This window comes from Nonomuraea sp. NPDC049129, assembly GCF_040648495.1.
Taxonomy (GTDB): Bacteria; Actinomycetota; Actinomycetes; order Streptosporangiales; family Streptosporangiaceae; genus Nonomuraea.
This window is the reverse complement of the sequence record NZ_JBEZDU010000011.1, coordinates 36,497-62,018: the sequence shown is the minus strand read 5'-3', so window position 1 is coordinate 62,018 and position 25,522 is coordinate 36,497. Positions and strand designations below refer to the sequence as shown.

18 protein-coding genes are annotated in these 25,522 nt (G+C 63.9%); 7 read left to right on the top strand and 11 right to left on the bottom strand.

The features are described from left to right. Positions 1-2: 2 nt before the first annotated feature. From AB0B64_RS31900 to AB0B64_RS31885, 4 genes are all read right to left on the bottom strand, one after another. Positions 3-1,247, bottom strand: a complete 1,245-nt coding sequence (locus tag AB0B64_RS31900; RefSeq protein WP_357943404.1) for a bifunctional glycosyltransferase family 2/GtrA family protein — start codon at positions 1,245-1,247, stop codon at positions 3-5. Further along, positions 1,244-4,480, bottom strand: a complete 3,237-nt coding sequence (locus AB0B64_RS31895; RefSeq protein WP_357943406.1) for an efflux RND transporter permease subunit — start codon at positions 4,478-4,480, stop codon at positions 1,244-1,246. The genes AB0B64_RS31900 and AB0B64_RS31895 overlap by 4 nt, the downstream gene beginning before the upstream one ends. A 334-nt stretch (positions 4,481-4,814) precedes the next feature. After that, entirely contained in the window at positions 4,815-5,486 is a 672-nt protein-coding gene (locus AB0B64_RS31890) for a response regulator transcription factor (RefSeq protein WP_357943408.1), read from the bottom strand. A gap of 25 nt (positions 5,487-5,511) precedes the next feature. Beyond that, the gene (locus AB0B64_RS31885; RefSeq protein WP_358181627.1) at positions 5,512-6,720 is read right to left on the bottom strand and encodes a sensor histidine kinase; all 1,209 of its coding nucleotides are present in this window, start codon (positions 6,718-6,720) and stop codon (positions 5,512-5,514) included. A gap of 385 nt (positions 6,721-7,105) precedes the next feature. On the opposite strand from AB0B64_RS31885, the gene AB0B64_RS31880 reads away from it, so the two are divergent. Further along, entirely contained in the window at positions 7,106-8,005 is a 900-nt protein-coding gene (locus tag AB0B64_RS31880) for a DNA-processing protein DprA (RefSeq protein ID WP_358181624.1), read from the top strand. Positions 8,006-8,007: 2 nt separating this feature from the next. Beyond that, entirely contained in the window at positions 8,008-8,850 is an 843-nt protein-coding gene (locus AB0B64_RS31875) for a hypothetical protein (RefSeq protein WP_358181621.1), read from the top strand. Between the two features lie 118 nt (positions 8,851-8,968). Here AB0B64_RS31875 and AB0B64_RS31870 read toward each other — a convergent pair whose 3' ends face one another. Continuing rightward, entirely contained in the window at positions 8,969-10,957 is a 1,989-nt protein-coding gene (locus tag AB0B64_RS31870; protein WP_358181618.1) for a DUF2075 domain-containing protein, read from the bottom strand. 328 nt (positions 10,958-11,285) lie between these two features. After that, a complete protein-coding gene (locus AB0B64_RS31865; RefSeq protein WP_358181615.1) occupies positions 11,286-13,154 on the bottom strand; it encodes a DUF2075 domain-containing protein in 1,869 nt (622 codons plus the stop codon). Between the two features lie 227 nt (positions 13,155-13,381). Here AB0B64_RS31865 and AB0B64_RS31860 point away from each other — a divergent pair, with 227 nt between their 5' ends. Continuing rightward, positions 13,382-13,927, top strand: a complete 546-nt coding sequence (locus AB0B64_RS31860) for a GIY-YIG nuclease family protein (protein WP_358181612.1) — start codon at positions 13,382-13,384, stop codon at positions 13,925-13,927. 97 nt (positions 13,928-14,024) lie between these two features. Here AB0B64_RS31860 and AB0B64_RS31855 read toward each other — a convergent pair whose 3' ends face one another. Beyond that, positions 14,025-14,324 carry a nucleoside triphosphate pyrophosphohydrolase gene (locus tag AB0B64_RS31855; RefSeq protein ID WP_358181609.1) on the bottom strand — a complete coding sequence of 100 codons (300 nt, stop codon included), beginning with the start codon at positions 14,322-14,324 and terminating at the stop codon, positions 14,025-14,027. Positions 14,325-14,453: 129 nt separating this feature from the next. Between AB0B64_RS31855 and AB0B64_RS31850 the strand changes: the two genes are divergently transcribed. Both AB0B64_RS31850 and AB0B64_RS31845 read left to right on the top strand, forming a co-directional pair. After that, positions 14,454-15,467, top strand: a complete 1,014-nt coding sequence (locus AB0B64_RS31850; RefSeq protein WP_358181606.1) for a hypothetical protein — start codon at positions 14,454-14,456, stop codon at positions 15,465-15,467. A gap of 271 nt (positions 15,468-15,738) precedes the next feature. After that, positions 15,739-17,157, top strand: coding sequence for an HNH endonuclease (locus AB0B64_RS31845; protein WP_358181603.1), 1,419 nt, complete (start codon positions 15,739-15,741; stop codon positions 17,155-17,157). Positions 17,158-17,336: 179 nt separating this feature from the next. Here the strand turns inward: AB0B64_RS31845 and AB0B64_RS31840 are convergent, their stop codons facing one another. Together AB0B64_RS31840 and AB0B64_RS31835 are read right to left on the bottom strand one after the other, a co-directional pair. After that, on the bottom strand, positions 17,337-19,316 hold the full coding sequence (locus tag AB0B64_RS31840) for a DNA/RNA helicase domain-containing protein (protein ID WP_358181600.1): 1,980 nt from the start codon (positions 19,314-19,316) through the stop codon (positions 17,337-17,339). Positions 19,317-19,418: 102 nt separating this feature from the next. Next, on the bottom strand, positions 19,419-20,381 hold the full coding sequence (locus AB0B64_RS31835; RefSeq protein ID WP_358181597.1) for a DUF3883 domain-containing protein: 963 nt from the start codon (positions 20,379-20,381) through the stop codon (positions 19,419-19,421). Between the two features lie 707 nt (positions 20,382-21,088). On the opposite strand from AB0B64_RS31835, the gene AB0B64_RS31830 reads away from it, so the two are divergent. Both AB0B64_RS31830 and AB0B64_RS31825 read left to right on the top strand, forming a co-directional pair. Continuing rightward, on the top strand, positions 21,089-21,241 hold the full coding sequence (locus AB0B64_RS31830; RefSeq protein WP_358181594.1) for a hypothetical protein: 153 nt from the start codon (positions 21,089-21,091) through the stop codon (positions 21,239-21,241). Positions 21,242-21,259: 18 nt separating this feature from the next. Beyond that, positions 21,260-21,802, top strand: a complete 543-nt coding sequence (locus tag AB0B64_RS31825) for a hypothetical protein (RefSeq protein ID WP_358181591.1) — start codon at positions 21,260-21,262, stop codon at positions 21,800-21,802. Here the strand turns inward: AB0B64_RS31825 and AB0B64_RS31820 are convergent. Both AB0B64_RS31820 and AB0B64_RS31815 read right to left on the bottom strand, forming a co-directional pair. Continuing rightward, positions 21,758-24,373: an AAA family ATPase gene (locus AB0B64_RS31820; protein WP_358181588.1), complete on the bottom strand. Its 2,616-nt coding sequence runs from the start codon at positions 24,371-24,373 to the stop codon at positions 21,758-21,760. The genes AB0B64_RS31825 and AB0B64_RS31820 overlap by 45 nt on opposite strands. A 453-nt stretch (positions 24,374-24,826) precedes the next feature. Continuing rightward, on the bottom strand, positions 24,827-25,522 hold a 696-nt coding region (locus AB0B64_RS31815; protein ID WP_358181585.1), incomplete at its 5' end, for a tetratricopeptide repeat protein.

The window sequence follows — 25,522 nt, the reverse complement described above, 5'->3', positions numbered from 1 at the left end:
GATCAGGGGGTGCTGCGGCGGAAGACGGCCAGCCGCAGCACCAGGAAGCGGACAACGGTGACCAGCACGGACGAGGCGGTGAGCACCAGCGTCTCGGCCGCGGCCGACGCCTCCGGCTGTACCTCGCGGAACAGCAGCACGGCGGCGGAGGTGATGACGTACCCGAGCAGGAACAAGGCACCGGCTCCCAGGTGCGCCCGGCCAGCCCCCGTACCGGACCAGCGGAAGGTGAGACGGCGGTTGGCCTCCGTGTTGAGCACGGTGAGGACCAGCAGCGACACCAGGTTCGCGAGCGCAGGCGGCCACCAGGCGCGCAGCAGCCAATAGAGCAGGGCCTGACCGGCCGTCGAGAGCACGCCGATCGCCACGAAACAGCCGACCTCCCAGGTGATCCGGGAGCGTGCCCTGCTGGGAGCCAGTACGGCGTCGGGGTGCTCGGCGGCTGGGGCGGGGCGACTCGGCAACGGAGCCCGCGCGGCGCCCGACGCCTTCATGCGGGCCACCCGCCACAGCCCGCGCAGATCGTCCGTGGCGGTGCTGACGACATCGACCCGGGTGTCGACATCCTCGACCCAGTCGACCGGGACCTCGTGGATGCGCAGCCCGTTGTGCTCGGCGAGCAGCAGTAGCTCGGTGTCGAAGAACCAGGCGTCGTCCTGGGTTCGTTCGAGCAGCGGGCCGAGCACGTCCGTACGGGCCGCCTTGAAGCCGCACTGCGCGTCGCTGAACCGGGCTCCGTGAGTGAGCCGGATGATCGCGTTGTAGCAGCGGGAGATCAGCTCGCGGCGCGGTCCGCGCACGGTACGCGCCCCGGGAGCCAGGCGGCTGCCGATGGCGAGGTCGGAGTGGCCGCTGGCGAGCGGGGCGATCAGCGGCATCAGCGCGTCCAGGCGCGTGGACAGGTCGACGTCCATGTAGACGACGATGTCGGCCTCGCTCGCGCCCCACACCGTACGCAGCGCGAGCCCGCGCCCTTTCCTGTCGAGGTGGACCACGTTCGTGCCGGGCAGCTCGGCGGCCAGCTCCCGGGCCACCTCCAGCGTCCGGTCAACGCTCGCGTTGTCCGCCACGGTGAGCCGCCAGGGGAACGGCATCCACTGACTGAGGTGTGCGTGAAGGGTACGCAGACATCCTGGGAGCGCCCGCTCCTCGTTGTAGACGGGGATGACGATCTCGACCGTGGGATGCGGAAGCTTCGAGGGCTGGAAATCCCGGAGGACGCTCCGGCCGCGGGTCGTGTTGGTCATCGATGTCCTCCGGAAACAACTGCCGGCTCCCCGGGGGTCTCGGCAATGGGTGGTACGGCGGATCGCGGCGCGCGTCTGGCCCGGATCTTCTCCTTCCGGCTTTCGACCATGGTGTACAGGGTTGGGACCAGGATCAGCGTGAGCAACGTCGAACTGATCAGCCCGCCGATGACCACGATCGCGAGCGGCTTGGAGATGAACCCGCCCCCGCCGGTGATGCCCAGAGCCATCGGCAGCAGCGCGAAGATCGTGGCCAGCGCGGTCATCAGGATGGGCCGGAGCCTGTTGCGCCCGCCTTCCACGACGGCCTCATGCAGCGGCATCCCCTGACCGCGGTACTGGTTGATCAGGTCCAGCAGCACGATGGCGTTGGTGACCACGATGCCGACCAGCATCAGCAGCCCGATCATCGCCGCCAGCCCGAGCGACGTACCGGTGATGAGCAGCAGCCCGATCGCCCCCGTGGCGGCGAACGGGATCGACACCAGGAGCAGCAGCGGCTGAATGAGGCTGCGGAAGGTGGCGACCATGACGAAGAACACCAGCGCGATGGCCGCCACCAGGGCCAGCCCGAGGCTGCCGAAGGCTTCGTCCTGGTCGGCGCTGGCACCGCCAACGGAGTAGGTGGCGCCGGCGGGCAGTGTCAGCTTGGCGAGCCGGCTGTCCAGGTCCGCGCTGATGGCGCCGAGGTCGGCACCGGTGCTCTTGCCGGAGACGGTGACGGTACGCTCCCCGTCGACACGGCTGACCGAAACGGGCCCGTTGACCTGCTTGACCTCGGCCACGTCGGCGAGCTCCCCCTTCCCGGGCAGGTCGAGCTTGCGCAGCTCGCCGAGCGAGACGGGCGCGTCGCCGGTGTCCACGACGACGTCGGCGGTGGTGCCGTCGAAGGTCAGCTGCGTCACGGTGCTGCCACGGAACGCCTGGGAGACCAGCTGGCCGACAGCGGCCTCCGTGAGGCCGCGCTCCGCGGCCTCCTTGCGATCGACGGTGACGTCGATGCGGGGCGCGGTCTCGGCCAGACCGCTGGTCACCTCGGTGACGCCGGGGATGGCCGACATGGTCTGCTGTACGACTCGCGCCGCGTCGCTCAACGTGTCCTGTTCACTGGCGTGTACCAGGACTTCGAGCCCGTCGCCGCCGAAGCCGCCCGTCTCGCCGATGCTGATCTCTCCGGCGTCGGGCAGCTTGCCCAGCTGGTCGCGCAGGATGTTCTCGACGGCCGCGGTGTCACTGTTCTCGCGCAGGGTGAGCGAGTAGCTGGCGCGGGCCGTACCCCCGCCGCCTCCGTTCGGACCTGCGCCCGCGAACCCGACGCCGCTCGCGCCGCCTACGGTGACCTGGTACGACTTGACCGCGTCGAGGCCGGTCAGGACCTTCTCGACCTCCTTGGCCTTCGTGTCGGCCGCAGCCAGGGAGGTGCCGACGGGCAGGTTCTGGGTGATGTTGACCGTGTCCTGCCCCGCGTTGTCGATGAAGCTGGTCTCCAGCCGGGGGACCAGGGCGAGCGTGCCAATGAGGATCGCCAGAGCACCGGCGACCGTCGTGAGCCGGTGCCGGGTGGCGAAGCGGATCACCGGGACGTAGGCGCGCTGGAGCAGACTGCGGCGCTCCTTCTCCTCCGCCTTGTGCCGGTCACCGTTCTTGGGCGGCTTGAGGAACCAGTAGCTCAGCACCGGTACGACGGTCAGCGACACCAGCAGAGACGCTAGCAGGGCCACCGTGACGGTGATGGAGAACGGGCCGAACAGCTCGCCGACGAAACCACCGACAAAGGCGATCGGCAGGAACACCGCCACGGTGGTGAGGGTGGAGGCGGTCACCGCGCCCGCGACCTCGCGTACACCGTTCTCGATCGCCTGCCGTTTCTGCTCGCCGTAAGAGAGATGGCGTTTGATGTTCTCCAAGACCACGATCGAGTCGTCCACGACGCGGCCGATGGCGATGGTGAGCGCGCCGAGAGTGAGCATATTGAGCGAGTAGTCCCAGGCCCATAGCGCGATCAACGCGATCAGCACCGACAGGGGGATGGAGACTGCGGTGACCAGCGTGGAGCGCAGCGAGAACAGGAAGACCAGGATGATCAGCACGGCCATGGCCAGGCCCAGCAGTCCCTCGGTGGTCAGGCTCTCGATCGACTTCTCCACCTCCGGCGCCTGGTCGTAGACGATGGTGAGGGCGGCGTCCGTGCCTAGGGCGGAGGCTAGGGCGGGCAGCTTGGCGCGTACGTCCTCGGAGATCGACACGGCGTTGCCACCGGGCTTCATGGTGATCGAGACACCCAGGCTGGGCTTGCCGTCGGTGCGGGTGAGCGTGGTCGATTCGGCGAGTCCCAGCTTCACGGTGGCCACGTCGCCGAGCCGTACGGGCTTCGGCTTGTCGGCCTTCTCGGTTTTTGCGGCATTTGCGGCGGTCGGGGTGGCCTGCGGCGAGCCTGGCCGCTGATCCTGGCCTGCGGGTTGGGCCTGGGCCTGAGGCTGGGATGCCTGCGCGGCGGGGGCGAGGTAGAGGTCCTTGAGGTCCTTGATCGACTCGAACCTGCCGCCGACCTGGACGCTCAGCGTCGTGTCCGCATGGGTCAGGGATCCGGCGGGAATCGGCTGGCCAGCACCCTGGATGGCGGTGGAGATCGCGCTGGTGTCCAGCCCCTTCTTCTTCAGCTCATCGGCGTCGGGGGTGATGGTGATGACCTGATCACGGGTACCCGTGACGGAGGCCTCCTTGACCCCCTCGATGCCGGTGAGCGTCGGGACCACATGGGTGGTCAACTGCTCGGCGAGCCGCTGCTGCGACTTGTCGGAAGCAGCGGCGAGCTGGATGACCGGCAGGTCGTCGGTACTCCCCACGACCACCTTCGGCTCAACCCTGTCCGGCAGCCGGTCGGCCAGCCCGCTGACCACCTGCTGGATCTTGCTCTGCGCGTCGTCGATGTCGGTCCCGAAGTCGAAAGCCACCTGAACCGTCGCGCTGGACTCCCGCGAAGTCGAGTTCACCCCGGTGACGCCGGTGACCCCGCGTACCCCCTCCTCCAGCGGCACTGTGACCCGGTCCTCGACGATCTCCGGAGCGGCGCCGGCGTATGACGCCACGACCGATACCTGGGGGAACGACAGGGAGGGCAGGAGTTGCTGCTGCAGCGCCGGGGTGACGTAAACGCCGAACGCGAGCACCACGACCGTGATGAGCGCGATGAGCCCCCGTTGGGCAAGGCTCAATCTAGCCAGAAACGACATCTTTCCACTTCTCTTCGCATGGGGTCAGATCGCACGGTGCGCGGGAACGGGCGAGCCGGAGGGGACGCACTTGGGGCGCTACTTCAAGCCTCAGGGCCTGGCTTTGGGTGGACGTCCGCCTGGGGGAGGGTTCTGGACTGCGGCGATCGCAGTAGACGCGGGCGTGGGCTACTGCGTCCGCGGTTCTTGGGCGATCAGCTAGCCCGCGCGCGTGGTTCCCGGGCGGTCAGTTGGCCCGCAGTTCTCGGGCGATCGGCGGGCGCAGTGGCCTCCGCCTGCGGTTCGCGGGCGATCAGGGGGCGCGGTGGCCCGCGCCTGTGGCCTTTGGGGGCGATCAGCGGGCTTGAGGACGGACCAGACCGGTCTCGTACGCGATGATTACCAGCTGGGCGCGGTCGTGGGCCTTCAGCTTGGTCATGGCTCGGTTGACGTGCGTCTTGGCGGTCACCCGGCTGATCCCCAGCAGATCGGCGATCTCGTCGTTGGTACGCCCGTGGGCCACGAGGATCATCACCTCGCGCTCGCGCTCGGTGAGCACAGCCAGGTCTTCGGGCACGTGCTGGGCCGAGACCCCGCGCCCGTCCAGGAAGCGGGTGATCAGACGTCGAGTCGCCAACGGTGACAGCAGCGCCTCGCCCCTGGCCACCACCCTGATCGCCTCTTGCAACTCGCCGGCCTCCACACTCTTGCCGAGGAACCCGCTGGCACCCGCCTGCAGCGCGGCGAAGACGTACTCGTCGATCTCGAACGTGGTCAGGACCAGCACCCGGACCCCGGCCGTGGCCTCATCGCGGGTGATCTCCCTCGTAGCGGCCAGACCATCCATTCCGGGCATGCGAACGTCCATCAGCACCACGTCGGCCATAGTCTCCCGCGCGAGCCGTACGGCGTCATGACCGTTGGCAGCCTCGCCGACCACCGTCAGGTCGGGCGCCGAGTCGATCAGCACCCGGAACCCGGCCCGGACCAGCGCTTGGTCGTCTGCCAGCAGCACTTTGACGGTCATGGCCTGTACTCCCTCAAGACGGTCGTCACCTGTTCTTCCTCGAGGTGGGGAGCACGGCATGCACCCGAAACCCGCTGCCGTCCACGGGCCCAGCGAGGAAGGTCCCATCGACCGAAAGGGCCCGCTCCCGCATACCGATCAGCCCGTGACCGGTCCCGGAAGAGACCCCACCCGCATCACTCTGACCCTGACCGTCGTCGGCGACGTCGACGATCACCTCGTCGGACGCATAGTCGATCCGCACAGTCGCGGTCGCCTGCGGCGCGTGCTTGCTCACGTTGGTCAGCGCCTCCTGAACAATCCGGAACGCGGCGAGATCCACAGGAGCGGGCAACGGTCTCGGATCGCCGTAGATGAGCCAACCCAGCTCCAGCCCGGCCGCAGTGAAGGAGTCGACCAGCTCAGGCAGCCGATCCAGCCCCGGCGCGGGCTCGGTCAGCAGCTCCTCGCGGCTACCCGGCCGCCGCAGCAGCCCCACTGTCGTCCGCAACTCATCCAACGCCTCCTTGCCCGCTTCGCGAACATGACCCAGCGCCGTACGAGCCTGCTCAGGTTCGGTCGCCAGCAAATGCGCGGCAACCTGCGCCTGTACGTTGATCAGCGCGATGTGGTGAGCGAGAACGTCATGCAATTCGCGAGCGATGTACAGCCGCTCCTCCATCACCCGCCGTTCGGCCTCCTCCTCACGCGTCTCCTCGGCCCTGCGCGCCCGCTCCTCGATGGCGGCCACATAGGCCCGGCGACTACGCAGCGAGTCCCCGACGGCGGTGGCCATACCGATCGACGCGATCGGCGCCAGCATCTCGGGCGTCAGCCACGCACTCCCGCTGAACACCACCCTGGCCACGGTAACCACGAGCGCAGCAAGCCCTCCACAGGCCCACGCGTGCCGACGCGGGACTCGCGAGGCCACCGTGTACACCGCGATCGCCGACCCCAGGTTCAACAGACTCCGCCCACCGTCGATCATGGCGTAGACGACGAACCCGGCGACCGTGAGGGCGAGAACGGCCCGGGGCCACCGCCGCCGAAAGACCAGAGCACCGCAGACGACCGAAGCCAGCGCAATGTCGTATGCGGTGAGGGGCTGCAGTTGGCCGCGCCACTCCGCCCCAGACGGCGGGGGCGGGCCCGGCGCCAGCAGCGTCATCGCATACACGCACACGGCCAGGATCGTGTCGGCCACATAAGGTCGGGAAAGGAGCTCCTGTCGCAGCCAGGTCACGGTACGCACCCCTAAACAGTAGGTCTGACCTGGGCGAATTCCCTCATCCCGTGGTACCCATCGGCTCTACTGCGACCGTAGTACGGCCGGGTCGGGGTTCGACGATTCGGGCCTGTGCCCAAGGCCCCGGAAGGCGAACCGGCCTGGCAAAGCCCGCGCGCACCTCTCGGCAGCCTGCGGCCTACGGGCTCTTCTTCGCCGATCTGACCCGAGCAGAGTGGCTCAGGGGCTGTCAATGCCCTGAATCGGCATAGCCCGTTCACGGCAATCGTGGCGCGCCATCTGGCCGACCTCGGCACGATAGGGCAAACACAGAACCACGCATCCCGTTGCCGCATTTGTCGGTGTCGGAGCGTACGTTCATCCCGAAACCACGTTCGAGATGGTGATGACAGTGATCCCGGTTGACGAGCAGGCAGCCGTCCTCGCACTCACCCAAGCCGCCCAGGACAAGCCGTGGTTCTACACCGCGCGCGTCATTCTTGACGCAGGCAGCGCCCTGAAGCTCCTCGACGGGTACTGCCCGAGTCGTGACGAGGACGACCGAGCGCACGCCGCCACGATCGCCGCTCGCGTCCAGCCAGAGCATCTGGACTGGGCGCGCTCTATCATCACCACCATGCGTGCCGACGGCGTCCATCTCGTCACCGTGCTCGACGAGAGCTATCCGGCCAATCTGTGTTTCGCCTACGATCGTCAGCCGTTCCTGTGGGTCCGCGGCAACTTCAGGTCCAACGACCATCGGGCAATCGCCGTAGTTGGCGAGCGCGAGACCGGCCACGCCGTCGCCGCGGCGCGGACGCTGGCCGAGGCTGGGCTGACCGTCGTCGCGCCACTCCGTACTGACCTGGACGCAGCGGTCCACGAGGCGACACTCGCGGTAGGCGGTCGCGCGCTGGCGGTCCTGGCCGGCGGCATCTCCGAGCAGTCCGCTCTCGGGCAGTACGGCAGTGTGGCCGAGCAGATAGCCGAGTGCGGGGCGATCGTCACGCCGTTCTGGCCCGATGCTCTCCCCACCTCCCGCACTGTTGAACTCGCGTGCGTTGTGACCTGCGGGTTAGCCGACTGCTTGTATGTCGTCGACGGTCTGGCTGGTGGCCCCTCCTCCCAGCATGTCGAGAGAGCGCTGGCGACTGGAAAGCATGTGTTCGTGTCCCACCGGCTCCAGCAGGAACAGCCGTGGGCCGAGCGTGCAGCCTTCCGGGGAGGCATGACTGCCGTCCAAGACATTGACGACCTTTCCAAGCAGGCGGTCAATCTTGTAGATATGGCCCCTCGAACAAGCACCTGCTGATCATGGGTGGCGCGGAGGCGTACACCCATGATTTCCTGCCGCTGTTTCGCCCCGTCCCTCCCACCCGGGCGGGAGTGTGCCGCATCTGCCACTCCGGTCCGAACGACTGTGGGAATGGTGAGCCCTGGCCCACCTGCGTGAGTTGCAAACGCACCACCGAGGACCTGTACGGCCACACCGAGTATGTGGTGCCGATCTCGCTGACGGCCAAGAACACCCAGCTGTACGACGTGCCGGTTCGCAAGAAGGACCCCAACGGTGCCGCAGGTCGGCGAAGACGGCCAGACTTCCTCGCCGCGACGGTGACCCATTTCTTCCAGAAACACGCCCGCTGCCTACAAGGGTGTGCCGGCGGCCCCTTCACCGTTGTGGCCACGATTCCCAGCACCCGAACCGAGCAGCCCGCCGAGGCGTTCGACACGATGACGCGGGTCGTGAGCAAGGTTGGTGCGCTGGCCCGCCTTCATCGACCCCTTCTTTTGGAGGTCGTCGACACCTACGCTCCGGTGCTTGCCAACCGCAGGTCGCATGGAGATGCCTTCCGTATCCGGGGCGACAGGTTGGACCATCAGCGGGTTCTGCTGGTGGACGACTTGTTCGTGTCCGGCGCTCACGTACAAAGCGCGGCGTCCGCGCTGATCGAGAAAGGCGCCGCAGCGGTAGTGGCGCTCGTTGTTGCACGACACATCAACCCTGCGTCCAAGGATCCCTACAGTGCCGGCATTTGGCAGGAGTCGTGCGATCGGCCGTTCAGCTTTGATCACTGCTGTCTCTGTGACCCAGCACGCGGGCATGGCGTCTTGATACGCCAGAGCCGTGAAGACATTGCTGGGGACATTTCCTAGCTCTCAGGCCCCATCCGACGATTATCCCGGAGAAGCTGAGCAACGGAAGGCGGTTGCCTGAAGCTTGCATGAGGCAAAATATCCTCCGGAGATCTATGTTACGCCAAGGACGCTGGCATCACAGTATGGGCACACCGAGCTCCGCGAATAATCGATTCGTCGAGGGGTCGGTCGAATAAAGGACTGCACCGGACATGCCCCTGGTAGCCAGTACCCGGTATGTGTTGCGAACCAGGTCCCCAAACCGGGGAGCGCCCTGCACTTCTCTATCCTTGTTGGCTCGACGGTTGGCTTGCCAATTCTGTCCTGTCCACGTTAAGTCATCGCCGAAAATGACGCCTGCATAGTCGTATTCGAAACCCTGGGCGGTGTAGATGCATCCGATCTGGTCGAATCCAGCCGCGTGAGTAGCCCACAAGCTGGATGGAGGGATGCCATTTTTCTCGCGCTCGGCCCGCGAGTTCCAGGGGCGGTGCCATTCGCCGATCTTGACATCCTCGACCAACGTCCCGTCCGGGCGCGGGTCGCTCCACGGCCAACAAAAGCCGGCAGCGATGCGCGCGGTGGTGTCCTCATCTTGTTTCGCTCGTAAAAACTCCTCCATGATCGCAGGAGAACGTGCGACGTGCAGCTCGAAGGTCTCCAAGGGCCGCCATGGCTGAGGGCCGTGCTCCCACCCCAGCCCAAGGAGTTGCTCCACCCAGGTGACGTATTCAGGGGAGCCGCCACATCGAAATTGGTGGCGTAGATCGATTTGCTGAACCTTTATTCCCAGATCGTCGGCCGCTTCACGGATCAGCTGAACGGAGCCAACTTCGCCACGGCGGACCAGCTGGTGCTCATCGAGCAGGAATACCGGAACGGCGGCGGCCTCGATCAGTTCCTGCACTTGAGGCCGCCCCTGCTGTTGGTTGTGGTCCCCGTCATAGCTGTTGCGGCGGCGATCAGATGTCGCGCGAAGCCGGTGAGCTTCATCGCAAATCAGGACATCGATATTGTGCGGGGTGGCATGAGTGTAGCTGTTGAAATAGGAGAAACTGCGTGCGGCGCGGCGGTTGACCTTCTCGACGTTGTCGCGCAATGTCAGAGTGAAGGATCTGCTGCCAGTGGCGTGTACGGCACGTACACCCTGCCGGTTCAAGATGCCCAGCAGCTCCACAGCGATTACGCTCTTTCCGGTGCCCGGGCCGCCCACGATCAAGACGACCTCCTTGGGTGCGCCCTGCTTACTGGCGTTCACTGCCGCTCTTACGTACTCGTAGGCATCCCTTTGCTCATCGAGCAGGGGAAAGACCGACCGTTGGCAAACGCTCTCAGTTACCAACGTCATCAGGCTTTCGGTTGGCGATACCGGTGCTTCCAGGAATTCCTTCGCGTAGTCGGATGCCCTTTCCGGCGAGAGGACGGTGCGAAGCGTCTTTTTGAAGTGATCGCGGTGATCAGAGCAGAACATCCGAACTAGGGAGGAGTCATATTTTAGGCCAACGGCGGCAGGCCGGATTGCCGCCAATTTTTCGGTGATGGCATTGTGCATGTTGACGATGCAATAGACCTTGGCCGACCTTTGGACTAAGGAAATATAGTCGATTAAGACTTGGCGGTAGTCCCAGACTTGTCTGATAGGGTGTGAGTGCGGTTTTGAGTTCGGCGAGCTGGAGAGGTAGACCAGTTCGGGGGACGGCCCAGGTCGGGCCCACTGCCACTGCTTGTTCTCCACCACAACCAGTGTCATCTGACCGGTGATCGGATGGGAGCCGACCAGGACCATGTCCATCCGCACATCGCTGATCGGCGTTTTTAACTCGATCAGTACCTGTACATCGCCCAGGCCCTCTTCCAGCAATAGGTCAATGACAGTGGGGATGCTGTTACGCCACGATTCAACTTCAAGCGGATTCAGCTCACCGCTGATCAGCTCGGCGTAACTTCGCCTGAGCTCCCGTAGGAGTCCGTCTGCAGAGATAAGAGTGGCGAGTTCACTGGCGGTTCCCTGATAAAGACAGCGTGATCCCACGAAAGCTGCTCCTCCGCAAATGGAGCCATCCGGCAATGGGCAGGCGTATGCACATATCGTATCCATCCTGTCAAAACGGACATAGTTATCCATCAAGGGATAAAATCGAATGCGGAGGGTGGGGGGAGAAGGGGTTGGGACTGCAGTGCCCCGGTTCGCGGGTTCCTGGACATTGACGTCCGCCTACTCGCAACAGCCTTCTACAAGCTGTAGAGCCCAAAGATGGTATGTGAGGTTTGCGGCGCTATGGCCAGAAGTTCGACCAAGAAGCTGTTTTTGGGCTCAGTTGCTTCTTCTCCGTGCAGCATGTTGAGGCACTGGCCCGGCTTTTCTTCTGTCACGGTGAGAATCGTGGCTCGGGTAGAGCGACCTGAAGCGCCTTTGGCGTGGGTGCATAGTGATGAGATCATGACAGGGCCGATTAAGGCCGCGTGGCACGCATGAATCCAGCGAGGAAGCTCCGCAGCTCTGGATTGACCGCGTAGATCACTGTTCCGCGCATGCCTCGGGTGAGCAGGACCTTGTACACGTTGCGAACAAGCTGGTCGAAGTCGCTATCCGGAACGGTCTTACGGCTCTTGAACGCAGGATCCCGGGTCTCCTCGCGCACAGTGACCAGTTTCCCGTCCCGGACGGTCAGGTCAGGACCCAAGATGACGCCGTTCCAGTCGTACTCGAACCCCTGAGCGGTGTAGACACAGCCAACCTGCCCGAACCCGTTCGGCTCGCTGGCCCAAAGCATGCTCGGCGGATAGTCGCCGACGGCCCGGTCCTTCTTGACGTTCCACGGTCGGGCCCAGTCGCCGATGACGACGTCGTTGACGAGGGTGTCGTCCGGGCGGGGATCGCTCCATGGCCAGCAATAGCCGGCGGTCATGCGGGCGGTGCCGGTCTGGTCTTGCAGGAAAGCCTCAAGCTCTTGCGGGGAGTCAGCGAGCCGTACCTGGAAGTCCTCGTCCCCGTCCCACTCCATCGGCCCGCCGTCGGCCAGGCCCAGCAGGCGGAGGACCCACTGTTCGTACTTCCGGCTGCCGCCGCAGCGGAACTGCTCGTCGAGCGATACGAATCGCACGTCGTATCCCTTGGCGCGGGCGTAGCGCTCGATGCTCGCTACGGTGCCGAGTTCGCCGGGACGTACCACTTGGTGCTGGTCGAGGAGGAAGACCGGCACTCGTGCCACGGATAGCAGCTCGTCGAGCTGGCTGCGTCCTGTCCGCCTGGCCGCCGGGGTGAAGCGGTTGGTGGACGTTTCGCGGATGCGGTGGGCTTCGTCGCAGATCAGCACGTCCATGCCGTTCTGCTCGGCATCGGTGAAGCTGTTGAAGTACTTGAAGAGATTCTTGATCCGAGTGCTGCCGCGGCCGGGATAGCGACGCATGGTCTGGGTGAACGATTGTGAGCCAGTGGCGTGCAGAGCCGAGCGGCTCTGCCTGAACAGCTCGCCGAGTAGCGACAACGCGATGACGCTCTTGCCACTGCCGGGGCCGCCGGTGACGATGACGACCTGCTTGGAGTCCGCCCGCCGCGCTTTGTCGACAGCACCCATGACCAGCTCGTACGCGACTTGCTGCTCGTCCAGCAGGGTGAACTGCTCGCGCTCGCGGATCTCCTTGGAGGCATAGGTCATGAGCTGCTTGCTGGGAGCGACGGCGCTGGACAGGAGCCGGTCGGCGGCGTCGGCGCCAGGCTTGTCGGACAGCCGCTCACTCAGGTACCGGAGAAACTCGCCGCGCCGCTGCTTGGTGAACAGGCGGCTGCGTTCATCGCGAACCTGATCCGATAGCCCGTCGACGTCCAGATCCATGGCGTTGTGCAGGTAAGCGGCTCCGTACACGGCGTTCGGCTTGCCGCTGAGCACCCCGAGGAAATCGCACATGTACTCGCAGTACCGGCGTACCTGTTCGGCCGGATGAAGCGTTTCACCGCCAGGCATGCCGTCCACGATGACCAGATGGTCACCCAAATCGGACGGCTCGGCCTGGCTCCACTGCTTGAGCTCGACGACGACGTACGAGTCTTCGCCGGTCCGCGGGTGTACGCCGGCCAGCACCACGTCGGCGCGCTTGCTCGTCAGTGGGAGTTTGTACTCCACGAGCATCTCGACCCTATGCAACCCTGCGTCGGCGAGATCGCGCGCAAGGACTGGCAAGCTGCGCTGCCAGGACCTTACTTCGGAGGGTGAGGAACGCTGGCCGGTCGTTGCCCGTACGTGTTCGGCGATCACTTCTGCGAACGCGGCCTCATTGGGAGAGGCGAGCAGGTTCTCGGCGGACAGTCGCAACGCCGTCACGGATTGTCCCCCAGGCAGCACGAACGGACTCGTGCGGGTGGGGGGCCTATCCGCTCCGGCCGAAGCCGTACGACCGCGGAAGCCCGTCGGGCCGCATCACATGGTCGCCAAAAGAGTAGCGGGGCCAGTATCGCTGCGAAACCGCATACACCTTAGTAATAGAGCCGTCGCCCTTATTGTCGGTGGCGTGCTCTAGCCTTCCTGTACTGACGAGACTGGGGGCGGGGATGAACACTGCCGAGCTGCTGGCGCCGGTCAAGCTGTGGAAAGCCGTCGAGGTCCTCACCCGCTCGTGTCCGGTGCCCGCCGCTGCGGGCATCTACGGCTGGCATTTCACCGAGCCGCCGCATCCAACCCTGCCCGCTGACCGCCTCCTCTATGTGGGGATCGCTCCCCGCCGCATGGCGACTCGAGCCAGCAGCCAGAATCTCCGAGGCAGGGTGCGCTATCACTTCCGGGGCAACGCCGAAGGCTCCACCTTGCGGCTCAGCCTCGGCTGTCTACTCGGGCTTGAGCTTCGCCGGGTGGGCAGCGGGAAGCGACTGACCTTCGGTCAGGCCGGCGAGAAGGAGCTGACGGCCTGGATGGCTGAGCACGCCCGTGTGTGCTGGATCGAGCACGACGAGCCTTGGACCGGCGAAACCGAACTGATCGCTCGGCTGGATCTTCCTCTCAACCTGGATCAGAACCGCCGCCACGCCTTCTACTCCTACCTGAGTGGCCTCCGCGCCTCGGCGCGCGCCCGCGCTCGCAGCCTCCCGACCAGCTCCTGACGATTCCACGCCGTGGACGCGCTCGGCTAGCCCTACTGTCCTGCGGCAAGTGTTCGGCCTGACCTGCGTCAGTACTGACGCTGGTAGCAGAACGGCGTCACGCCAGGTAGAGGCGGTCACGAAATGCTCCGCGCTCCTCACGTTTGGCGGCTGCCACCTTTTCGATCACAGCCCAGTCGTGCCCATGGACCGCCGCTAGCGCGCGAAGAACCTCATACACATCCGCGATCTCCTCTGTGACCTCGGCGGGGGAGGCTTCGTTGAGCTCGGTGGCCTCTTCAAACAATTTCGCCAGCAGGGCTTTGCGGTAGTCGACCTCGCCGAGCACGGTAACGACCGGTTCTCTGCCGGTTTGGCGGATGATATCCGGAATGTTGTCCCGAACCAGCTTGCCCATGCTCGACGTCCTCCACTTACTGAAGACCTACCTGTAGGGCTCGTGAGCCTATCGAGCCTCAGTGACATTCCCCGTGATCGCGATCTACTCTGAGCCGGTCGATATCGCGATCAAAGCTGGCATGCACTGATGACTGTGAACTTCTTTCGCGAAGAGCCAACTGCCCGCTCCTCATGGCGGCTGGCGGTCCTCATGGGCGCCAACGTGCGTACCTACAAGTTCGCCTTGGGCGGGGCGTTGCTGGGCGCCGCCGCCGAGGGGCGTACTGACATCCTCCTCAGAGACTTGGCCAAGCCGTACGCGATGAGTTTGGTGGAGCATCTGGCTCAAGCGCCGCAGGCGTCGCCGAGAGTCGTTGCCGGCGGATTGGATTTCCTGTCCGTGGCTCGGGAGGAGGCCGCTGAGTCCGTACGGCTCGGTTCTCCAACTGAAAAGCTGCTCGCCGCCGCGATGAAGTCGATGCCCACCATGGTGATGCAGAAGTTCCACAATTTACGTGGCGACGGCGGCGCTGCAGTGCCCCACCGCTTCTACGAAGTGGCAGGCACTCCTTGGGAACGTGTGGTCAAGCTGACAGACCGTCTCCGTGAGGTCGCTCTGTCCGAGCAGACGGCGAGTCTGCAGGCGGAGCTGGCCGCGCGGTGGAGCATCGTTGAGACGTCCTTCGCCGCAAGGGTGGGCCGGAGCCTGGTCGAGGAGGGGGTCGCGGTCAACCTTGAGGCATTACAGATCACCGACAAAGAACGGCGGCGCTCGGTCGCGGGGGTTACCGAGGCCGTCATCGGTTTTCAACATGGCCGGTGCATCATCTGCGCCGAACTGCTCACCCTTGGCGTTGATGAGATCGCGGTCGACCACGTGTTTCCGTACTCGTTCAAGCGGCTCCTGCCTGGTGCGGACATTGACCTGGACGCCATCTGGAACCTCGCCCCTGCACACAAGCCCTGCAACGGGCAGAAGAGCAACCAGCCGCCCACGCAGGGCCAGCTCACCCGGCTGGCACTGCGAAATGAAGCGATCATGCAGTCGCCTCATCCGTTGAAGCGGACCCTCCAACTGACGCTGAAGCGTCACGGCTTCACAGGTGGACGCGTCGGCGAATGGTGGGACTTCATCCAGGGAGTGCGCACCCAGCTGGGGTAGGCGTTCGAAGGCCAGTTTGGTCACTCTTTGCCATTTCCCATCCCGACTGCTGCGGCGATGGCGGTTATCGGAATCGCCGTCTCGAACTTTCTGGTATGGGCCGGTCCCGGAGGTGCTTAGGCGGCCCCTGAGATGCGAAAATTTGTCTCACCCCTTCTTCTAAGGCTGGTCGATAGATGAGCCCTGATGTCCGTGTCCGGACAGTCACTCTCCCGTTCCTCTCATCATCTTGCGTTCTTGTGCCCCCATGCTGTCGTCAAGGCCAGCACTGATGCGCCCGCTTGAGTGGGGCGTGCCTGCCGGATTCGATATTCCAATCTACGCCGTGGACATCGACACATGGCCGGACAATCCGGGGGAGGGCTCCGGCTGGGACCGCTGGCCCTCACTACCTGCCGGGCTGGCTACCGCCGCCCAGTTGGCCAACCGAGGCCTGCGCCCGCGCAACGCGCTCCGGCCTGACGCCCTTCAGGTGGGCCCTGCGTTGCTGGACGGGATGCCGGTGGCGATCGACTGGAGCAGGTTGCGCCGGCATCGAGGGAGTGTCGACTGGGACAAGATTCAGGACCGGTGGGAGAGCATCGTCGGGTCGCACACGGGCGACCGCTTTGACTTCACTTACCCATGCGTGTCCGTATATATGGAAGCGCACGCAAAGCCGCTGACCCAGCCGCCCGCAGCCGATGAGCAGGCTGAGGACCGCCGAGAGGCGGCGGCATGGGCGCATGCGGTGCTCGATGACCCGCGAACGGTCATCCTGGAAGTCGGCACCATTGGGACCTTCAATGTCGCCGACCCACTCTGTCGGACGGTAATGTGCGAGATTGCTGTCCGCACGGCCGACGGCGACCTGCTGATAAACACACTCGTCAATCCGTTCTGGGATCCCCTTCCCACCAGGGAACTGACCGCCGTCGGTCTGAATCCCCGCGCGGTGAAGAATGCACCAACGTTCCGCAACCTCCGTCGGGAGCTCCAGGACCTGCTGTTAGGACGCCGGGTGGTGTCCTACGACCGCAGCCGGGTCTACAGCGTGCTCTATTGCGAGCTTGAGTACGACGTTACGGACGTATGCTTCGAGAGCGGCACCTTGGTGATGGATCACCACGACATCCTCGATCTCTTGGGTCGTTCCACATTCGAGTGCGCGCAGCTGGCCTACTCCCGTTACCTGGGCCTGGAGGAGGTCGACGGGCGTATCTCCAGGCTTCGCACGCATCCGTCCCAGGCACTGTCAGCGGCCGAGCGCTCCAAAGCGGTTCTCGAAGCGCTCCGGCACATGGCGACTCGGGCACCCGACCGCTATCTAGATCTGTGTCGGCAGGCGGAGGAAGCTGAGCGCTCCGGGCACAGCCGCCGTCGGGTCGAAACGAAAGGGGAGCGGCGTGTCCGGCTTGCCCCGGCGCGTGAGGCCGCGATCATCCGTGCGGGCTGGCGGTGCGAGAACCCGTCCTGCCCCGATTCCGGCTACACCCACGATGTCACTGATAAGGGGGAACCGCTGCTGCAGGTCCACCACATCGATGAGCATGCTCAAGACGGACGCGACCACCCAGACACGATGATCGCGCTGTGTGCCAACTGTCATGAACGTGTTACTCGTGGGAGAAGCCGCGAGCAGCTCAATGAGACCTTCCGCGCTGCGGCTCACGTGGCACATCAGGAGGCTTCATCTTCAACAGCCGGATGAGGTCTCCACGCGGGCGTGAAACCTCTGTCTGGCGGCTGCAGCGACACTTTGTCCGACGGGCGGGAGAAACGGCCCAGCCGCGGGCTGACACCGCGCTACGGTGCGACCTCCGCAGACTTTGGCTATCGAAGGCGAGCACCTGTCCAGTGATGACTTGGCGCAATCTATCGAATGATAGTTCAACCATTAATGTCCCACCACGGGAGTGCTTCCTGCACTGGAGCCGCTGGGGCCGACCTTGTCAACCCTGGATGCTTCCTGTTCAGGGCCTCCAGAGCGGCTTGTACTGGCGGTACCTTTAGCTTGAGCAGTAGATCTCGAGTGGCAGGGTCGGTGGAATGCAGCACGACCCCGTGTTTGCCGCGGCTCGCCAGAACCCGGTAAATGTTGCGGACAAGTCGGTGGCGGTCGTCTCCCCAGGTCGCCCGGTCCTTGTTGTTGGCCGATTTCCATTCGTTGTCGGACCAGGTGTAGTCGTACCCTATGATGACGCCGGCATAGTCCCAGTCAAAGCTTTGAGCGGTGTAGATGCATCCAATCTGTTCGAAACCATTTGGGTCAGTCGCCCAGAGAGTGCGGTCGGGAATGTTGCGGTGTCTGTTGGCTTTGTGAGCGTTCCACGGCCATGCCCAGTCGCCGATGCGGATGTCGCGGGCTAGTCGGCCACCCAGGTATTTCTGGGTCCAGTCCCAGCAGTAGCCCGCGGTGATGCGTGCCGAATGATGTAGAGCGATCTGTGCTCGAAGGTAATCCTCCATCTGCTGTGGCGTCTCGGCTCGCAGGAGTTGAAACTCGCCTTGATACGTCCATGGTCGCGGATTCGTTCCGTAGCCCAGCAGGTCCTCTAGCCAGTCGACGTACTCGGGGCAGTGGCTGTGGCGGAACTGGCGTTGCAGCGGGATGTGATGGATGTGTTCGTCCGGAATTCCCAGAGCTAAGGCGGCTTGTCTGATCTCCTCGGGAGAGCCGATTTCGTCGTTGCGCACGACCTGGTTGGGGTCCAGCAGGAACACCGGCACTCGTGCCGCCTGGATTAGCTCGTGGATTTGAGGGATGTGCGAGCGTTGCTCGGGCTTGTCGAAGCGACTGTTAGAGGTCTTGCGCAGGCGATGTGCCTCATCGCAGATCAAGACGTTCAGGTGGTTGGGCTCGCGATGCCGGTGTTGGTTGAAGTAGGTGAACAGGTCCGGGATGTTTCCGTGACGCCCGGTCACGTGTAGGCGTAGGGCTGCCGAGAATGCCGCGCTGCCCGAGGCGTGGGCTGCGGAACTGCTGATGCCGTTGAGCATGCCCAGCAGTTCCAGTGCCAAGACGGTCTTACCGGTCCCGGGACCGCCAGTGACGATGAAAACCTGCTTGGAGTTGGCGCTGAATCCGTCCTGGACCAGGGCGAGAACCTTGTCTACAGTTTCGCGTTGCTCGTCCAGCAGCGGAAAGACCGCTCTGCCGCGAACTGCTGCGTAAGCGGCGTGCATGACCTCCTCGGTGGGACGGACATGTGCGTGATTGATCCGGTGAACGTGGTGGCGGGCGTTCTCGGCACTCAACACAGTTGAGAGGAAACGGGCGAATTCCCGCCGGTCGTCGGCGTCACTGCTGAACGCCCGTACGCGCTTGTCGTCAATCTCTGGGCGTAATCGGCTGACCGGAGGCATGATCTTGGCGATGTCTGTGGAGGAGGCGTTATGCATGTTCGCCACGCCCCGCAGTGCTCCGCGCAGCATCGGCACTTGGCGTTCCAGCGCCCAGCAGTAATCCCACACCTGCTCGACTGGGTGTTGACTGTCCTCGTGTCCTGCGCCGAGATGGGTGATTCTGCGGGTGCGTGGATTGAAGGCGAGCCTCGACCACTGCTTGTTCTCCACGGCGACGGCCGACAGCTCACCGGTGTTGGGATGGGAGCCCACGAGCAGCATGTCGATGCGTGCGTTGCTGCTTAAAGTGCTCATTTCCAGCAGTACCATCACGTCACCGAGTCCGGCCTGGAGCAGGACATTAACGACCGTTTTGATGCTGGCGCGCCAGGATTGTTTCTCCGAATCACCGACGGCAACCTGGTAAACCTCGCGAGCCCGGCGGGCGAGCGTCCGGACTAGGTCGTCGGTTTCCATTGCGGCCAGGTCGCCCGCGGAGCGTGCGACCAGATAACGGGGCTTCACCTCTTAGCTCCTCGTGGAAGTGAGATGACAACTGCGCGCTGGCCGGACGCCCGACGGGAATCCGGCCGCGGGGGATGGCGTCCGAGGCTGGCCGCGCGGCCGTTATGAGGGGATGCGGTACTCGAAACGAGTCGGCCGCAGGTCTTCTTCAGCGGGTTCCCAGTCAGGCACCAAAGTCACGGTGCCACCGCTGGTGGTGAAGTCGGGTGTAGCGCCCGCGACGGTGATGTCGCTGACCACGAATAGGTCGACTGCGGGGAACTCACGGGCGTGTTGGACTTCGTTGACGGTCAGCTCTACCGAAGTGGGGGCGCCAGTGGTGCCCTTGACTTCTACGTGACGCTCGCCGCCAGGTTTGGTAAGGCGCAGGTCGTAAGGCTTGCCCACTTCTTCCGCTGTCCAGCCGGCCTGCTCGTAGTGCTCTATCGCCAGCTCGACTGCGTGACGCTCGATAGCCACGCGCTTCCTCGGGTCGATCTGCCGTCCGGCACCCGTGCCGCGCCTGGCGCTCCGGGAGGGCTTGGAGCGGGCAGGCAGCGAGACTGGGCGGGTTTGGCTCAACGGAACGATCAGCGCGCTGTCGGCAGAAGCGAGCATAGGAGTCACGCCCATGAGCTTGAACAGCTTGTCAGGATCGAACCGGACTGGTTTGCCGAAGCCGCGATCGACACCCGACCGACGGATCGCGTCGCTTGCAGCTTCGGGTAAGGGGCCACGTGGGCCCAGGGGGACGTTGGCTAATCTGGCGAGCGGCTCGATGCCGAACCGCGTCGGATATTTGACGCGTTGATCGTCGACCTCGTCGGGCCAGTGCGGAGCTGTTCCCTCATAGATGTTGCCGACTGCTTGGCACACATACAGGTCGATTGCGTCGCGCAGCCATACCTCGAGGTTCACTCGCGGTCTTGCGCCTGTTCCGAGGATGACGAAGTCCGTCGTGATGCCCGCATAGTCCTCAATGCGGCTCGGGAATCCCCAGGATCGAGTCTCAAGCCCAAAAGCCAGATTGTCTTGCCCTGCAGCGGTCTGGCTCACATGCACCATCAAAAACGAAGCATCGGACATGTCGGATACCGTAGTCGACTTCTGCGACATTTTGCGCCGTAGCGCTCGCTGTGTGAGGCGGCCCGCCGTCAAGCACGTCGGCTGTGCAAGAGCCCCAAGCCTTCACGCTGTGATTGGGGGTTCCCCGCGCTGAGTATTGGTGGCTCCCCGGGGGCCGGGGACGATGAGCAGGCAATGGCTACCGCATGTCCTACTGCGATGCGCCTGAAATTTATCAGATCACTGCTTATTCTGATATGTACGGCGCATCCGGGCTGGGCGTCAGTACGCGCAGGCATCGCGTGACCTGGGGATATCCGTGGCCACGGTGCGTAAGCGGCGTGCGGACTCGCCCGGGGCGGGCTGGATGCCTTGATCGATGAGGTGCGGACCGGTCGCCGAAGGCGGAGTTGACGGTGAGCGACGCTGAGCGGGTGGTTCTGGAGCGGTGGGCGCGGCGGGTCACGTCGGAGCAGGTCCTGGCGATGCGCTCGAAGATTGTGCTGGCGTGTGCGGACTGCAGGGACAACCAGTGGATCGCCGAGCAGTTGCGACCCGGACACGGTATCCAAATGGCGTCATCGGTTCCTGCGGTTATGGCTGGATGGGCTGTTCGATGAGGGTCGGCTGGGCTGGCCGGCGGTGATCGGTCTGGACCAGGTCGAACAGGCGGCGGAGGCAACCTCGGAGGAGACACCGAAGGAAGACACGCACTGTTCACGGGCCGGATGGCCGAGCGCAGCGGACTGTCGAAGTCGACGATCGGGCGGCTCTGGCGCGACTTCCGACTCAAGCCGCACCTGACTGACACGTTGAAGATGTCGATCGATCCGCTGTTAGTGGAGAAGGTGGTCGTGGGCCTCGATCACAACCCTCCCTAGCACGCCGTGGTGCTGTGTGTGGATGAGAAGTCGCAGTTCCAGGCGTTGGATGGCTCGCAGCCGATGCTGCCCGCGATGCCCGAGCGGCGCATCCACGACTACGTGCGTGATGGCATCACAAGCCTGTTCGCCGCCTTCAACATCGCCCACGGCACTGTCATCGGCGAACTGCACCGCCAGCACCATGCCGCCGAATTCAAGAAGTTCCTGATCACGATCGACGACGAAGTCCCTCTTGCCGAACCCCCCGCGAGTCGGTCCCGGAGCCACGTCGCCGGAGTTTCAAAAGAATTGGCCGCCCAAGCCGCACGGACCGTCTCCGCAGGGAGCACCCGTCGGCGGATTCAACTGGTCGTCGCAACACCTCGATCGATGAGGAGGATGCCGTGGCGCACGGAAGGGCGCGTGCGGGGCTTCGACCGGTCGTCCGCCGTTTCGGTCACCGGCATCAACCGGCGCGGTGTCAACGCCCTACCACTCATGTCCTGCGCGGCTGCTCGTCGAGAGTGGAATCTGTTAGCTGAGCAGAGCTTGCTGCAGGTAACGAGATCGTTGCGCTGAATCTGTAAGACTATCGGCGATACGTTGTACACGCTTTTGGACGTCGGCGCGCAGCCACATGACAGTCTCTTGGTTGTCGCCAACGGCTTCCAGCACCACTGCAGCATGGTGGAGAACCTCTTCGGTACGGAGCGCGGGTAGGTCTCCCGTCCACCGGAGAATGTCGAGAGCGTCCCGGGCCAGTACTGCGGCCGCCTCGGTCTCGCTACGCAGATGACGGATCCTGCTGGCTAGGGACAGTGCCGCGATCTCACTCCGGATCATGCCTGTTCGCCTAGTCTCTTGGATGGTGTCTTCGGCGAGTTCCAGCGCCTGGTCCAGCAGAACTGGGTCGGTATCGCCTAGTAGAAGTAGCACCTCGGCGTACAAGTTACGGACAATGGGGACGAGATTGAGTAGCCAGGTTTGCTCGGTCTCCCGCCATGCCTCCGCGAGCATCGGCTGACACGCGTGCCTGCGGGCTGGATCGCGTGCCATCAGCCGAGCGAGGAGGGCGCTGTTGTAGGCGTGCCAACCGCTGGGTCCGCCGCGGGTCTCCTCGAAAGAAAGTGCCTCTCGTAGGGCGTTTTCCGCCGTTTGCGTATCTCCCATGGTTGAGTACAGCTGAGCAAGGTAGTTGAGCGCGATAGGGAGCTCCGCATTGAGCGGATCCGCGCGAAGATGCTCCACGCAAGCGGTTAGGTGTATCAGTGCTGTTCCGAAATCCCCCGCATCGAAGAGATTCACTCCCAACTGCATATCGGTGAGATTGCGGGCGTGGCGAAGGACCGGATCGGACAAATTGCGTAGCCGGGGATCAGTTTCGTAGAGCCGCTGGGCTTCCCGAAGCACCGTGAGGCCTCCGGTCAAATCGCGCTTTGGCAGCTGACGTCCGTATTCAGCGAGGGCAACGAAAAGTGCTTGAGGATCACCGCTGTCTCGGGCGAGCTCCACCGCCTGCCTGAGTCTATCCAGCGAAGGCACCAATCCCTGGGTGTGTAGGAGGACTTTGCCATGAAGCATGACCGTGCGGGCCGTCAGGGCAGGGTCGCCACAACGGCGCGCTGCTTCCTCTGCCTGTGCAGCTAGGGTTTCCAGGTCGTCGCCCTTGGGGCGCTGTGGTGTCCGCCAGTGGATCTCGGTGAGATTGAGCAGGAGCTCTATGGCCTTCGCCATCAAAGAGTCTCGGTTAGAGGCCCGCTCTGGGAGACGCGCGATTTCGTGGACCGCGAAGCGACAGAGTGTCTCCGCCTCTGCAAAGGATAGGCCGTTGACTGCCACATCCTTGGCCAGTTTCAGGTGCTCGGCACCAGAGGCTGGATGCGGGTCGCCCGCGCGGAAATGGCGGACACAATCGAGCCGGGCTTCAAAAGGAAGCTCATAGCCGAGTTTCATGAGTCCTTCGGCAATCCGTGTATGGCGTTGCCGGCACCGGCCGGGGCTCTGTTCTGCATACAGCTCCGTCTGAAGCAGCAGATTGTTGAACTGATAGCAGTCAGCAAGGGGCGCCCAGTCGGGATTCGGTGCCGTTGTAATTAATCCACTCTCCCGCGAAAGCCAATGAAGCCTGTCCTGGACCTCCTGTTCCTCCCGATTGGCCGCTCGGGCAACTAGCGGAGCTAAGAACGCAGATCCCTGCGTAGCAGCCACCACCAGCAGTTCCCGGTCAGAGGATTCCAGGCTTGTTAGCGGCTGCCGAACCGCTCGAAGCAAAGTTTCTGGCAGTGGACCGTCCAGTCCGGCATTGGTACTGATCAGTGGGAGTAACTGAGCGATATAGGCCGGTCGGCCGCCGGTGATCTTGCTTAGCTGGGCCGAAATCGACGGAGGGATGCTAGGGCCATGGTAAAGGCGCACGAGTTCCGCGACGGCGTCGTCCGGTAGACCGCTGAGGGCGATCTGCTCTAGCTTCCCCTGCAGTTGCCACCGGTCGAGGAACTTCCTGATGGTCGCTCCTTCGACCGGCGGGCTACTGCCCTGATCCGTTTCGTGAGCCAGGACAACGCCCACTGGACGGCCCCAAACCTGCTCAATGAAATGGTCGAAGACCAGTAGACTGCTGGGATCGATCCACTGCATGTCATCGACTAGCACCAATGCCGGCCCTGATTTCACCAGGGCATCCACCATTGCTGACGCAAGACCATGGGCAACGCTTTGCCGATACGGCAGCAAGCTGTCACCCTGCACAGAACCTGAATCAAGGGCCGTCTGGGTAATCTGCGCTGCAGCTGAAAGGGCCGGACCCACCATAGGCAGCGACCCAACAAGCTCTGGTAGATGCTGCACAGTCGCATACTTAATGCGCCGAGCGACCCTCGGTGGCTGAAGAGCATTAAAGATAGCCATCACCGGCCCGTAGGCATTAGCCTCACCGACAATCGCCTGACACCTAGCACTAATCACCTTGAGAATGGGCTCCTTGGTACCTGTCTGTGCGAGACGTGCGACCTCCCCGAGGAGGGCGGACTTACCAATCCCGAGCGGGCCTTCGACTACTAGGGCACGGGTTTGCCCTTGGCAGACGTCTTTGGCCAGCTCCATCAGCGCGCCTAGGTGTTCCACTCGGCCGACAAAGGTGCTGCTTCTCATATGTTCTCCACATGCCTGCCACCATTTACAAGTCAAAAGACTACTGCACTGACAACTATCCGCCGGAACTTCGCCAGCTGGTGGTGGAACGAGTAAACCCGTCAGGAGCTCCAGTTCTCAGACGGGCTATAGCCAATGTGGCACGCTGAAGGCACCTCTGTAGGAGAGTCGGGGCTGTACAGTCGGCGTACGTAGTGTGAGCTGGAGGAACAGCCTGAACGCCCTGTATCGTATAGAAGATCATCCCGTGTCTGTCTCGCGTTCGTCAGGCTCAGTATTAGAAGCGGCGCAGCGGTGGCATGGCTGCCTGTTTGCACTTGGGAACCGACGCGACGTAGAGGACTCGTCGTTCTGGTCAGGCATGTGACGACGGCTGTCGGCATGCGTACTGTGCGGACCGGTTGCTGTACTTCATTGTTGTAACGGCGGGCCGCGGATATCTCGCTTCTCCTGTCAGAGTCGACCGTGGCAACGTTTGAACTTCTTCCCAGATCCACAACCGCATGGACTGTTTGACATGTACGAAATGTTTTTTCGTAAAGTCTTTGCTTGGGGGTGGTCGGGGCCCAGGGTCGTCTCGGTTATGGCCAGCGCCCGCTCAATCAGAGGGACCGCTTCACTCGTCCGGCCCAGGATGTGGAAGCTCGCCCCCAGATTCCCTAGCCGGATGGCTACGGAGGGATGGTGGGCGCCTAGGGTCGTCTCGGTGATGGCCAGCGCCCGTTGCTCCAACGACGCCGCCTCACCCGCCCGGTCCAGAGTGTGAAGGCTCGATGCCAGATTCCCCAGACAGGTGGCCACGGTCGGGTGGTCGGGGTCCAGGGCCGTCTCGGCGATGTGCAGCGCCCGCTCGAACAGAGGCACCGCTTCACCCGCCCGCCCCAGATCGTGGAAGCTCAACGCCAGATTTCCTAGCCGGATGGCCACGTCGGGGTGATCGGGGCCCAGGGTGGTCTCGGTGATGGTCAGTGCTCGTTGCTGCAACGGCACCGCCTCATCCATCCGGCCTAAATCGCTGAAGCTGGACGCCAGATTTCCTAGCCGGATGGCCATGTCGGGGTGATCGGGGCCCAGGGTGGTCTCGGTGATGGTCAGTGCTCGTTGCTGCAACGGCACCGCCTCATCCATCCGGCCTAAATCGCTGAAGCT

Excerpts from the sequence above, each read along its gene's own strand:
- AB0B64_RS31900 (WP_357943404.1), bottom strand. The coding sequence starts at position 1,247 with ATGACCAACACGACCCGCGGCCGGAGCGTCCTCCGGGATTTCCAGCCC.
- AB0B64_RS31895 (WP_357943406.1), bottom strand. The coding sequence starts at position 4,480 with ATGTCGTTTCTGGCTAGATTGAGCCTTGCCCAACGGGGGCTCATCGCG.
- AB0B64_RS31890 (WP_357943408.1), bottom strand. The coding sequence starts at position 5,486 with ATGACCGTCAAAGTGCTGCTGGCAGACGACCAAGCGCTGGTCCGGGCC.
- AB0B64_RS31875 (WP_358181621.1), top strand. The coding sequence starts at position 8,008 with ATGGGTGGCGCGGAGGCGTACACCCATGATTTCCTGCCGCTGTTTCGC.
- AB0B64_RS31870 (WP_358181618.1), bottom strand. The coding sequence starts at position 10,957 with ATGGATAACTATGTCCGTTTTGACAGGATGGATACGATATGTGCATAC.
- AB0B64_RS31860 (WP_358181612.1), top strand. The coding sequence starts at position 13,382 with ATGAACACTGCCGAGCTGCTGGCGCCGGTCAAGCTGTGGAAAGCCGTC.
- AB0B64_RS31855 (WP_358181609.1), bottom strand. The coding sequence starts at position 14,324 with ATGGGCAAGCTGGTTCGGGACAACATTCCGGATATCATCCGCCAAACC.
- AB0B64_RS31850 (WP_358181606.1), top strand. The coding sequence starts at position 14,454 with ATGACTGTGAACTTCTTTCGCGAAGAGCCAACTGCCCGCTCCTCATGG.
- AB0B64_RS31845 (WP_358181603.1), top strand. The coding sequence starts at position 15,739 with ATGCGCCCGCTTGAGTGGGGCGTGCCTGCCGGATTCGATATTCCAATC.
- AB0B64_RS31835 (WP_358181597.1), bottom strand. The coding sequence starts at position 20,381 with ATGTCCGATGCTTCGTTTTTGATGGTGCATGTGAGCCAGACCGCTGCA.
- AB0B64_RS31830 (WP_358181594.1), top strand. The coding sequence starts at position 21,089 with ATGGCCGAGCGCAGCGGACTGTCGAAGTCGACGATCGGGCGGCTCTGG.
- AB0B64_RS31820 (WP_358181588.1), bottom strand. The coding sequence starts at position 24,373 with ATGAGAAGCAGCACCTTTGTCGGCCGAGTGGAACACCTAGGCGCGCTG.